We start from the raw sequence: 11,233 nt of genomic DNA on the forward strand, positions 1-11,233 counted from the left end.
AGGTGACTTTGAACAATCACCAGCCTGCCATGACCGCCCTCTCTCAGCGAATTTGCAGAACTCTCAGCACACTACCTCAGACTCTTACGTTCCCTACAGGTCTTAGCGGCACCGAGAGAGGCCCATCACGCCCGACACTGTAGAAAAATCGCATGGTCTCTGACCCGGGGGGAAAGGCGGTAGCGCTCTCCCGACTCGAACACCTGAACACACACAACCATCCTATTTATACGCCGTGACCGCAATTTGCCGCAGTGCTTGATCGGCGCCCTTCCGGCGAAGGTTGATGCACTCTAGATCCTGATCTCTGAACAGAAGTCCGTGCACTAGGCGGACATATGCCGGCGGCGATGCCATGAAAAGCGACTCCCTTCCCTACCCTCCTCGGGGTCTCTCACGTGAAGAGGCCGCTCGCTATGTCGGAGTAGGCGTAACCAAATTTGACCAAATGGTCGCTGACCGCCGCATGCCAAAGCCGAAGAAAATAGATAGTCGTGTAATCTGGGATCGCCTCAAACTGGAGGCCGCGTTCGCCGATCTCCCCGGCGACGATGAAGAGAATATTGTCGACTTTCTCTTGCAAGGGAATCACCGTCGAGAATAGTCTAGGCCCCTGATGGAACAGCGCCTGAAAGACAAATATCCGGGCTTGTCTTCCTACAAGGATCGGCATGGAACCACGCGGTGGCGCTACCGCGCCAACGGACGTCTGGTGACGTTGCCCGCCCCGAACGATGTCGGTTTCAAGGAAGCCTATCAAGCCGCAGTCGAGGGCCGAAAGATTCACAAAGCGCTGGTTGTAACCATGCCGGGTGCTGCCTTGCCGGGAACCTTCGGTGCGGCGGAGCAGAGATTGAAGGCATCGGTCAAGTGGCTCGCCCATGATGAGAGTACGAAATTCAAGAACAGCCGTCTGATCGAGGAATTTCTGGGCCGGCGGGTTGTCGATGATCACCCCCTTACATGGCGCGATGTGCCTGTTAAGAACCTGCGGCGAGTGCACGTCGAGGAGCTTCTGGGACGCTTCATCGCCACACCACACAAGGCTAAGCACCTGCTGGTCGCAATACGCAAACTCGTCAATGTCGCGATACGCCTGGATTGGATCGAAATCGATCCCACCGCAGCTGTGGAATGGCGTCCCGCCTACACAGGCTGGAAGGCTTGGCCAAGCGAAGCGATGCAGAAGTTTGAACAGCGCTGGCCGCTCGGCACGGCGGCACGCACCTGCTATGGCCTCGCGCTTTGGCTGGGCAATCGTCGCGGCGATGTCGCCGATTTGCGATGGGACCAGAGGGTCACACGCAGGGTCATGATCCATGGCGAGGAACGTCAGTTCGACGGATTCGACATCACGCAGGCCAAGAACAAGACCAGGACCGGAGGCAAGCGGCTTTTCGTTCCGATTACACCGATGCTTGCGGAAATCCTCAATGCCACTGACAAGCGCGGCGAAACGGTCTTGGTCACGGCTTATGGCCAGCCCTTCTCCGCCAAATCCCTGACCGGCACCATGGCTCATTGGTGCAAGCTCGCCGGGCTTCCGAAAGGGCTGACGCTGCACGGATTGAGAAAGTCGCTTGGCGTTTATCTCGCCGAGGCAGAGGCCTCAACCAGACAGCTCATGGATGTGCTCGGTCACGACGACATCGATCATGCCGAACTCTATTCGCGCGAGGCATCGCAGGTTCGGCTGGCGGTCCAGGGAATGGATCGAGTCGTGCGTCTTGTGACGCGCAAGCCCATGCTTGGCGAACCTTTTGGCGAACCTATTGGCGAACCTGCCCGTAAGCCGTTGATAAATAACGATAATGGTGGGCCCGGAGGGCGGCCTCATACCGTTGATTTTATTGGTTTTTTCGTGGGCGAAAATCGAGAACTTTCCCGTATCTTTCCGCATGGTTCCGCAGCCTGTCTAGCTGGACCCACCGTTTCTCAACCATCCTGCTGGTATGTGGCCGATGGCGCGCATGCCGTCCCCGGCGGCTATCATGTGCCTACCTGATGCGGTAGCTGACGCTGCTTGGCCCATCGGCGCCCGACCGATTTGGGCCGGGAGCGGTCGGGACGGCTACGTCCGCTTCGCTGCCCTTTCGCTCAGAAGCGGAGGAGCCGAATCCCACCCCAATCCGCCGCTCGCGTCTTCAGGCCTACCGCAGCTGGGAAATGATTTCCCACAGCAGATAAGGGGCCGGCTGCTGACGGTCGCGTTTCGTCGCACTCGGCGGATAGCTGCCATTCGGCAACGGCCCCATCCCCGTCGCGAGCGAACCGCACCATTCTGATACCCGCCCCTCATCAGGCGAACGACAAACTGGGCTGCGAAGTCGGCCTGGAACCTGTGCTGCGGTTAAGGCATCCGACGTGATGCTCGCGGTCGACGACTAGGTCGGCGAATTGGGGCCGCAACTCCAGCAAATCTGCGTTGGAGCCAAAATTGCACGTCGGCTTACAGGCTTTGCGCAGCAGAGCCCATTCCCTTGCGATGTCGCCCCGCTTACGACAGGATGGCAGCAACTCGAGGTTAGCCTATGACGCCAGACAACTTGCGGCCCGACCATCCGCCACTCGACACTCCGCCCGTGCAATATCTGAACCTGGACCCTTCCCTTTACGTCCGTGATGATATCTGGCAGCAGGAACGAGCCAACATTTTCGCGCACACCTGGCAGTTCATGGGGCCTGTCGCCTCGGTCGCGACGTCCGGTCAATACCTTGCCATCGACATCGCCGGCACGCCGATCTTCGCCATCCGCGGCAGAGACGGGACCTTGCGGGGATTTAAGAACGTCTGCCGCCACCGGGGGGCGAAACTTCTGGCCGATGGCGCGGGCAAATGTGGGCTGATCGTTTGTCCCTATCACAAATGGTCCTTCGCCGACACCGGACGGCTGGTGCAGGCCCCGTGGTATGGCAAGGATCCCGCGATCATCGCCGAGAACTGGCCGCTGGAGACGGTGCAATTGTCCGAGTGGCGCGGGTTGCTCTTCGCGGCACTCGACCCGAAGGAAAGTCTTCTGGATCAACTTGGCTCTCTGCCCGCCGAACTGGCGGACGAGCCGTTGGAGACCTATGCCGCCACCGATCAGGCCACCGTCAGCTTTGCGGCGAACTGGAAGATCTACACCGACAATTTCGTCGAAGGCTACCACATCCCTGGCACACATCCCTCGTTCTACGCTGCCATCGACTTCGAAGCTTTCCAGACAACCGCCCATCCCGGTTATGTCCGGATGACCGCACCGCCGAAAGACGGTCTGTTCTATCGCGGCAAATGGCTTTGGATGTGGCCTAACTGGACGCTGTCGCTTTTCGACGGCGGCATGAACGTTAGCCGGATCAACCCGACCTCACCGCATCACACAGACCAGCACTACCATTTCTTCTTTGCCGACACCTCTGCAGAAGCATCCGAGAGCAGGTCGAAATCTGTGCAAGGCACCCTGGCCGTGGTACGCGAGGACTACTCCATCTGCGCCGATACGCATCGCAACTATGCCGCAGGGGCCTATAGCTCCGGCCCGCTTTCGGGCCGGCATGAGCGGGGAGTGCAGTATTTCCAAGAACGGGTCGCTGCGGCACTGGGGCTGTGACCGCCCCTGGCGTCCTTGTCCGCCGGAGAGTGCTCCGGCTCGGCGCCGGCACGAGAGCCCCGGCCAGTCGAGGGTATAGGACGGGCGCGGAAAGACGAGTTACGCGCGTCGCGGGAATCGGAGCCCGCTCCGGAGAGCATTCAGCATGTGCTCAGGCGATCGGCGAACGCGGCTTTGACGACCAAGTACAGGGGGCGCTCTTACCGGCCGGAGCCTCAATGTCTAGATGGGGGCCGAGTCCAGACGGTCTCGTCTTGCTGGCGGTATTGAGAAACCGGACCTGGCTTATCGCGTAGCTCCTGGCTTGCGGGTTCTCCGGCGGAGGAGACGGACCGGGGTCCGACGTTCTCCAGTTGAAGCCACCGAACATGCTCAATCCTTTACTTCGAAAGCTATGCGCAGACCCAAGTTGGCCCTAGCTGCTGCCCGGTCGGTTTTCGATGCTGCCACCAGCAGTTCCTGGAACGACGGCTGGCCACACGAACGTCGGAACTTTCTTGCGGCAAAGCGGTTGTGTTCCTTTGGGGACAATGAGGTGGATTCAATTGAAAACCGAAAGCCACGAATCCTCGTGATCGAGGATGACGTCCTCATCGCAATGGATGTCGAGTACATGGTCGGCGAGTGCGGCTGCGTGCCTGTCGGGCCGGTTTCCAACGTCGAGGCAGGGCTGTTGGCGGTGCGGCAGAACGACCTCGACGGCGCGGTCCTCGACGTGAACCTCGGCGGTGAGCGTGTCTGGCCGGTCGCCGATCTGCTTCATGAGCATGGCGTTCCCTTTGTAATCGCGACGGGTTATTCGACGATGGAGGTGCCCGAGCGCTTCAAACAGTGTCAGGTTCTGCACAAGCCGCTCACTGAGGTCGCGCTCTTTGCTGCACTCGACGCGCTCGGTCTCGCGCGGCGATGAGCCTCAGCGATTTTCATCGCGATCCATCAACATGGCTTTTGCAGGCGCGACTATGACGCAGCGGTAGCCGGCGGAGGGAAACTGATGGTCGCAGATGCCGCGAAGTTCGTGCTGGGTAGACCGCGAGACGAACTTGAGGCCGAAACCATTGCTCTCGGGCGGAGCAACGGGCGGGCCGCCGCTTTCCGCCCATTCGATCCTCAGCTCATCGCCGTCGGTCATGACCCGAGTCCAGTTCAACGAAACCCGTCCCGTCCCGGTGGACCACGCGCCGTACTTCGACGCGTTCGTGGCGAGCTCATGCAGGATCAGCCCGAGCGCGACCACGACCTGCGGCTTCAGATGGACCTCGGGTCCTTGGATGCTCAGCCCGTCGAGTCCCTCGCCGACGAAGGGGGACAAGACGGCGCCGACGAGGTCACGCAGCCTGGCGCCCTTCCAGTCGCCGCGCGAGAGGATGTCGTGCGATGCGGCCGTTGCGTGTAGCTGGCCCGTGAGCACCTTGTGTAGCTCGTCCTTCGTCTCTGTGTGTTTGGCCGCCTGACGGATCATGGACTGCACACTGGCCAGGTTGTTCTTCACCCGATGGTTCAGCTCAGACACCATGTCTGAGAGCCGCTCTTCAGACCGCTTGCGCTCGGTGATGTCGATGAATGTGAGAACGGCACCCTGAATCACGTCGTTCTCGCCGCGATAGGGCAGCATGCGCATGATCAGCGTCTGGGGCTCACCGTTTCGCACCTCGACCTCCTTCTCGATCTGCTCCCCGCTGCGGATGACTTCCGCCACCTGCTGCTTCAGGGAGCCGAGGTCGACGCCGCCGGCGAGTTCGTCCAGCGGCCGCCCCATGTCGTGGTCGCGCAGCCGGAAGAGCGGCTTGGCCGGCTGCGTGAAATTGCGGATGCGGAACTCGGCATCGAGAAAGAGCATCGCTATGCGGGTGTTGGAGAAAAGGTTCTTCAGATCGCTGTTGGCGCGGCTCAGCTCCTCAACCCGCGTCGAAAGCTCGTTATTGACCGTGCGAAGCTCCTCATTGATCGACTGCAGTTCCTCCTTCGAGGTTTCCAGTTCCTCGTTGGAGGACTGCAGTTCTTCGTTTACCGACGAGAGTTCCTCGTTCGAGGCGCGAAGTTCCTCGTTAGAGGTCTCCAACTCCTCCAGCGTGCTCTGCAGCCGTTCCTTCGTCGTCTGAAGCTCCAGCTCCAGCGCGCGTACGAGTTCCTCGTCGCCGCCTCGCTGCCTTGCCCGCTCGGTGGTCTCCGCCATCGCGGCGGCTCCTGCCTGAAAGACGACGAGACAACGGCGCTCGCTCGCGTCGGCCCGGGTCAGGGGCTCCACGATCAGAGTAAGGTAGCGGCGCTCTTCGTCATGGCCCAGGATCAGATCATCGCGCACGAGCCGCTCGCCCGAAGTCAGCACTTTCGCGACGGCCGCCTTGATGTCCACGGCCAGTTCGGTGCGCGCCATCGCGGCCAGATTCGCCTTCGGCCGGCCGCGCGGCAGTTCGAGGAAGGCGCCGGTGCCCGTCGAAGCATCGAGGATCTCGAAGTCGCCATCGACGATGACATAGGCCGGCGTGTAGCGCTCAAGCAGTTTTTGCGCAGTACGGAATGCCGGATCGCTTACGGCAGGTTTCGTGGCGCCGTCCTGCCGTTGCATCTGCTGACGATTCTTGCCGTCGCCGCCGGCGATAGGAAACTCGGGCAGCCGCGCGGTCTCGCCTAGCCGGCGGAAGATACGGTGCTTCCGGTCGAACTCACCGAAGAGCTTGTCGTGCCCCGCGTTCTCCGCAGGGCCGAGGAACAGGAAGCCACCGGGCCGGAGCGCGTAATGGAACACCGGCATCAGCCGCTTCTGCAATCCCGGGTTCATGTAGATCAGCACGTTCCGGCACGAGAGCAGGTCAATGCGGGAGAACGGTGGGTCGCGCAGCAGGTTGTGCTGGGCGAACAGGCACATCTCGCGCAGTTGCGGACGGATGGTGTAGTGACCATCCTCCTTTTCGAAGAACCGCTCCAGCCGCTCCTTGGTGACATCGGCGGCGATGCTGTGCGGATAGCGGCCGACACGGGCGAAATGCAGGGCGGCCTCGTCGATATCGCTGCCGAAGATTTTCACCTCCGGCGGGCTCTCCATCTTCGCCCGGGCCTCCTGAAACAGGATCGCCAAGCTGTAGGCCTCCTCGCCCGTGGCGCAACCCGGAACCCAGACCCGCACCTCGTCGTCCTCGGTCTTTTCCTCCATGATCGGGCCGAGTACCTTCGCGGCCAGCGCCGCGAACAAGTCGGTGTCGCGGAAGAACTGGGTGACCCCGATCAGCAGGTCGCGGAACAGCCGCTCGGGCTCCCGGCGGTCGTTGCGCATCAGGTCGACGTAGGCGGACAGCGTGTCGATGCCCTGCATCTGCATTCGCCGACGGATGCGCCGGTCGATCGTGCTGGACTTGTAGTCGGTGAAGTCGTGGCCGGTTGCGCGGCGAAGCACGTCGCAGATCTCGCGCCTCTCGCCATCTTCGACCTCGACAGCGCTCGTGATGGGCTTGCGCCGCACCAGAAAGTCGGCGAAGAGCCCGGGCATGTCGGCGACGTCGGCCTCGCGGTCGACGAGGCCAGTACGCGTGGCGCTCAGCAGCATGCTGTCGTATTCGGCCGTTTGAAGCGTCTGGGTCAGCGTCAGCCCGCCCGCCTCCTTCACCGCCTTAAGGCCGAGAGTACCGTCAGTCCCCGCCCCTGACAGAAGCGCGCAGCCGCTATGCTCCCCCTGATCCTCGGCGAGCGAGACAAGGAAGGCGTCGATGCTGGTGCGCCGCGCGAGCGGGTCGCCGTCCTGCGCGAGGCGCAGCACGCCCTCGCGGATCGTCATCACTTGCCCCGGCGCTATCAGATAGATCTTGTCAGCCTCGATGCGCGTGTCGTGCGTAACCTCCTCCACTGGTAAGTCTGCCTTGCGCGCAAGAATGCTCGTGAGTTCGCTCGGCCGATCCGGCGCCATGTGCTGGATAAGCACCCAGGCGATGCCGCTGTCCGCCGGTATGTTGCTGACAAGGTTCTGCAGAGCGGCCACGCCTCCGGCCGATGACCCGATGCCCACGATGGGGGGCGTGTCGTTCGTCGCTTTCGCTTCAGCGTTATCGTCGGCAGCCCTATCGCCGTCATTGGGGGGTGCCCCTGCCATGTTCTTGCCGTCCTTATTGGCGTCGTTTCCAGCCTATAGATGTTTCCCTTCGGCCGCGACCCCCCGGCCCGACAGCGGCTGTCGGGCAGCACCTCGCGTGCGAGTGGGTTTCCGCGGCGGAAACTGTCTCCCGGACCGGGAAAACGGTCGCCCCGCGGGCGGGCTGGGCAAAGGCGATGTGACGTGGAGGCGGGCCTCATGAACGGCAGGTTTCGGAAATCCTAAGCTGCCCGTCTAGCGACCGACATGGGGGCGCAAAGCTCCCGTTCACTTCAGGATCCAGGCCGGCCCTGCAGACATCGCAAAAAGTGAACCAGGGGACGTCGGGTTCTCTTCAGGAAAGGCGCCGTCGCGCACGAAGCAATTGGCGATAGCCGCGCTCGACCATCTTCAAGCCGTCGCGCACTAATCGACGCTTCTGATATCGAAAAGCCGAGTCGTGCCAGTCGGCGGCGCTGACCAGTCGCCGACCGAACAAGGCGGTCGCGACTTCAAAATGGGATGCCTGCTCTTCCCGGCCATCCAAGCATCGCAGCATGTGACCGAGGCGCCGGCGCTGAGCCGCGGTCAATCGGGGATCGGGAAGGTGTTGCCTGTGGCTCAAGCGGATGAACCGTTCGATAGCTTGCAGCCGGTCGTGCGCCATGTCGTCCAACGGTATGATGCCGCTGCCCTCCCGCGTTTGCACATCCGGCGGAACCTCGACAAGGTTCACGACCCCAGTTGATCTCCGGTGGAGAAGCTAAATCCGAAGTTCGTATCGCTTGCACATCAATAAGTTGCAATCGAGGACCCGAAAAACCAAAAGTTGACACAAGTGGCAAGGCAGCATAGGAACTGGTCGTCGATATTGCTGGCTGAGCTTTGGTTATCGCGCGCTTGGCAACGCGCCCTGAACGAACTTTCTTTCAAAATCGTCATCTTCAATCGGCAGCGCGTTCGCGTTGCCTTGGCTCAATATTGCTATGAAAGGGTTCATCATGACCACTGGCACAGTTAAATGGTTCAATTCCACCAAGGGCTTCGGCTTCATCCAGCCTGACAACGGCGGCGCCGATGCGTTCGTTCATATCTCTGCGGTCGAGCGCGCCGGTATGCGTGAAATCGTTGAGGGCCAGAAGATTGGCTACGAACTTGAGCGGGACAGCAAGTCAGGCAAGATGTCGGCCGGTAAGCTGCAGGCCGTCTAATCGGATCAGCTTTCCTTTGACCACGGATGTACTGGCACTGTGAAAGCATGAGACCTAATGGGGGTTAGGCAAATCTGCCTGACCTTTTTTAATTTCGGCGGAATGTGCGCTTCGAATAAATGGATATTGGCGGCGGGCCGAAGCCAAGATGATCGAGGAAATCTCGATGACAAACAAAATGAACGAGCTTCAGACAATTAATACCGCGTGGCAAATCGCAATCCAGGAAATTCTCCGGTTAGTCGTGCGGGACATCTATAAAACAGGCGACGAGGCTTTATTCTTGTCCCATATTAAGCGCCTCGAAGAGTCTGCGATAGACAGCATCTCCACGGACCTTAGGCTCCGAGGGAACGACGAATGGACCGAGGTTCTCGTCAAAGAGAAGGCAAGCAATTTCGTCACTAGCCTTCTAACGTCCTTCACCTTTGATCGCATCTGAACCAAACGGTGTTCGGGCTCGGACCCCGGGCGATTACGCGAGCGGAATAAGATGATCGCGATATCGCGTGGAGGATTTTTCGGGGAAAATCGTCCGTTCCTAAATGCCCCAGCGGTCAATCCCGCCGGGGCAGCGCCTACTGTTCCTTCACCTCACCAAGGCGGCCTTCAAGTTCTTTCATAAAATGGGCTTCGTTGAGCAGGACTTCCCAATCGGTGCCGAAACGTCCGACCAGATCGTGGGCTTGCTCCTCGGATATGTTTGCTTCTCGGGACAACCGGCCGGCCAAGAGATCAAAGGTGGCGAGATCTGCCACGAGCAAGCCATCGCGGTGCTGCATCGCCGCCGCGATCACTTCAAAGACGCTGCCGACTTACTCATAGATCTCGCTTATCGCGATGCCCTCTCGGTCCGCAGCTTCCATCGCTTGGTCGGCTAGATCGTTTATCGCGGCCGGGTCGTTGGTCACCGCATCCGGCAGATGCTCTGCCATCCATATTCCAGGAAATTTGCGCCGCGTGTACTCATTTTGGCATAAGCAGCCGGCGCATATTAGGTTCCGCTTATCTTCATGCGGCAGCGAGTCGCGCTTCAGACTCAAAACCGTGGCGGAAGGGCAGCGGCAACATTGGCGACGCGGTCTTGGCGAATGGCTTGGGCCGCGACCCTTAAGCTTCTATTTCCTTTCGATCGATAGGTTCGGCGTGGAACATTTGCGGGTCATCCGGTCCATGTCGGTGCATGCCTTCCCAATTAGTCGAGAACTTCCCGCCATTCGAATCGTGGCGAACGCAATTGCTCGCCTTCCGAGTGACGAGGCGGCTACGCTCTGGCGGGAAACTGCTACGCATCTGCTTTCGGTCGCGACCGAACGGGGCCAAGACGCCAACGATGCGCGCGCTGAGGTCCGTCGCTTCTTCGACGCCGTTCAGGCGGCCTTGCTCTGCAGCGTACCCGCCTAGCCGCTGCCTCTCCGGCCTGCTCCAGGGCGCTGCCTATGTCGACGGCGTAGAGGTGATACCGCTGCCGGGACCGGGATTTTCGCGCCAGTTGACCTTCGTCACTCGCCGCGAGGAATTCGTGACGCTCGGACCGCGCGTTGCGGAGCTCACGCGCGCTCTCGTAAGGGCTAGGGCGTTGCCACGCTTTCTGAAGTTGGCTCCCTGGCTCGAGCCCAAGATGGAATGGATGATGTTCAAACCGGACAACATCACCGCCTGAAATTCTCGCGCAGCTATGGCTGGTTTCGGAGGGTCTGCAACGGCCAAACAATGACTGGCATTGGGCGCGAAGCGGACATTCTCTGATTAGGGTGGCGCAACCGTCCACTTCTGGCGCATCGAAGTGATTTATGGTTGTCGCAATGCAAGCTGCAAAGTTACGCGATGTGAGGTCCGATGTCGCCAGCCCTGACCCGTTCGTGTCATTTGCGATCAGGCAAAGCCGTCCCTATCCGCAGACGCTCCATATAGGATCGGTAGGCAAGCTGCGCTCACGCTTCTTGCCGGTCGTTTCGAACGAGAATTCCAGCTTCAGCCAGCGCTTCGATCGCGCGGGTTGCCGTTGGCTTGGTGGCAGCAAGGCACGGCCATGTTCCTTGCCTGATCCACTAGGTACAATTTCTTTACTAACAATGATTGTTAAGAGATCGTTTCTTAGCGAAAGCCGCTGGAAACGGCTTCGTCCACAGGACGTTGCCTGGCAAATTTTGACGACGCCAAACCGGAAGAATCGGCTATTGGCCGCCCCGCATCTCCCAATGCTGCTGCGCGAATTCTGAACCAGGTTTGGGAAGCGGCGTGAGCCAGCCCGGAGCTTCATGCGAAGGCCTGCTGGTGCCACCGAAATCGGTTGTGTGCGTCAAGTTCTGCAAAAGGGGCGGCCACGAGGCTGGTCATGCGGCTTGGCGCAGAGCGAGCTTCTT

The 11,233-nt window shown here is 60.4% G+C and carries 10 protein-coding genes; 7 read left to right on the top strand and 3 right to left on the bottom strand.

Annotated features, from left to right (window positions below; all coding sequences use genetic code 11):
- The first annotated feature begins 355 nt into the window (after positions 1-355).
- The 4 genes from LB565_RS29515 to LB565_RS29530 all read left to right on the top strand — a co-directional run bounded on the left by LB565_RS29515 (position 356) and on the right by LB565_RS29530 (position 4,503).
- Positions 356-604 carry a hypothetical protein gene (locus LB565_RS29515; protein WP_224517536.1) on the top strand — a complete coding sequence of 83 codons (249 nt, stop codon included), beginning with the start codon at positions 356-358 and terminating at the stop codon, positions 602-604.
- 12 nt (positions 605-616) lie between these two features.
- Positions 617-2,005, top strand: coding sequence for a tyrosine-type recombinase/integrase (locus tag LB565_RS29520; RefSeq protein WP_224589593.1), 1,389 nt, complete (start codon positions 617-619; stop codon positions 2,003-2,005).
- A 526-nt stretch (positions 2,006-2,531) separates the two neighbouring features.
- Positions 2,532-3,593 carry an aromatic ring-hydroxylating oxygenase subunit alpha gene (locus LB565_RS29525; protein WP_224589594.1) on the top strand — a complete coding sequence of 354 codons (1,062 nt, stop codon included), beginning with the start codon at positions 2,532-2,534 and terminating at the stop codon, positions 3,591-3,593.
- A gap of 571 nt (positions 3,594-4,164) precedes the next feature.
- Complete coding sequence (locus tag LB565_RS29530; RefSeq protein ID WP_181177045.1) at positions 4,165-4,503, top strand: response regulator; 339 nt, start codon at positions 4,165-4,167, stop codon at positions 4,501-4,503.
- 3 nt (positions 4,504-4,506) lie between these two features.
- Here LB565_RS29530 and LB565_RS29535 read toward each other — a convergent pair whose 3' ends face one another.
- Together LB565_RS29535 and LB565_RS29540 are read right to left on the bottom strand one after the other, a co-directional pair.
- On the bottom strand, positions 4,507-7,677 hold the full coding sequence (locus LB565_RS29535; RefSeq protein ID WP_224589595.1) for a CheR family methyltransferase: 3,171 nt from the start codon (positions 7,675-7,677) through the stop codon (positions 4,507-4,509).
- 334 nt (positions 7,678-8,011) lie between these two features.
- The gene (locus tag LB565_RS29540) at positions 8,012-8,392 is read right to left on the bottom strand and encodes a DUF2285 domain-containing protein (protein ID WP_224589596.1); all 381 of its coding nucleotides are present in this window, start codon (positions 8,390-8,392) and stop codon (positions 8,012-8,014) included.
- 265 nt (positions 8,393-8,657) lie between these two features.
- Between LB565_RS29540 and LB565_RS29545 the strand changes: the two genes are divergently transcribed.
- Both LB565_RS29545 and LB565_RS29550 read left to right on the top strand, forming a co-directional pair.
- Positions 8,658-8,867: a cold-shock protein gene (locus LB565_RS29545; protein WP_095769174.1), complete on the top strand. Its 210-nt coding sequence runs from the start codon at positions 8,658-8,660 to the stop codon at positions 8,865-8,867.
- Between the two features lie 166 nt (positions 8,868-9,033).
- Positions 9,034-9,309, top strand: coding sequence for a hypothetical protein (locus LB565_RS29550; protein WP_224589599.1), 276 nt, complete (start codon positions 9,034-9,036; stop codon positions 9,307-9,309).
- A 136-nt stretch (positions 9,310-9,445) separates the two neighbouring features.
- Here LB565_RS29550 and LB565_RS29555 read toward each other — a convergent pair whose 3' ends face one another.
- Positions 9,446-9,649 carry a hypothetical protein gene (locus tag LB565_RS29555; RefSeq protein ID WP_224589597.1) on the bottom strand — a complete coding sequence of 68 codons (204 nt, stop codon included), beginning with the start codon at positions 9,647-9,649 and terminating at the stop codon, positions 9,446-9,448.
- Positions 9,650-10,040: 391 nt separating this feature from the next.
- On the opposite strand from LB565_RS29555, the gene LB565_RS29560 reads away from it, so the two are divergent.
- Positions 10,041-10,271: a DUF6074 family protein gene (locus LB565_RS29560; RefSeq protein WP_224589598.1), complete on the top strand. Its 231-nt coding sequence runs from the start codon at positions 10,041-10,043 to the stop codon at positions 10,269-10,271.
- Positions 10,272-11,233: the final 962 nt, after the last annotated feature.

This window comes from Mesorhizobium sp. CA14 (genome assembly GCF_020165195.1).
Taxonomy (GTDB): domain Bacteria; phylum Pseudomonadota; class Alphaproteobacteria; order Rhizobiales; family Rhizobiaceae; genus Mesorhizobium.

Bases quoted from the DNA above. Each gene is read 5' to 3' on its own strand.
- LB565_RS29515 (WP_224517536.1), top strand. From the start codon at position 356: ATGAAAAGCGACTCCCTTCCCTACCCTCCTCGGGGTCTCTCACGTGAA.
- LB565_RS29520 (WP_224589593.1), top strand. From the start codon at position 617: ATGGAACAGCGCCTGAAAGACAAATATCCGGGCTTGTCTTCCTACAAG.
- LB565_RS29525 (WP_224589594.1), top strand. From the start codon at position 2,532: ATGACGCCAGACAACTTGCGGCCCGACCATCCGCCACTCGACACTCCG.
- LB565_RS29535 (WP_224589595.1), bottom strand. From the start codon at position 7,677: ATGGCAGGGGCACCCCCCAATGACGGCGATAGGGCTGCCGACGATAAC.
- LB565_RS29545 (WP_095769174.1), top strand. From the start codon at position 8,658: ATGACCACTGGCACAGTTAAATGGTTCAATTCCACCAAGGGCTTCGGC.
- LB565_RS29550 (WP_224589599.1), top strand. From the start codon at position 9,034: ATGACAAACAAAATGAACGAGCTTCAGACAATTAATACCGCGTGGCAA.
- LB565_RS29555 (WP_224589597.1), bottom strand. From the start codon at position 9,649: ATGCAGCACCGCGATGGCTTGCTCGTGGCAGATCTCGCCACCTTTGAT.
- LB565_RS29560 (WP_224589598.1), top strand. From the start codon at position 10,041: ATGTCGGTGCATGCCTTCCCAATTAGTCGAGAACTTCCCGCCATTCGA.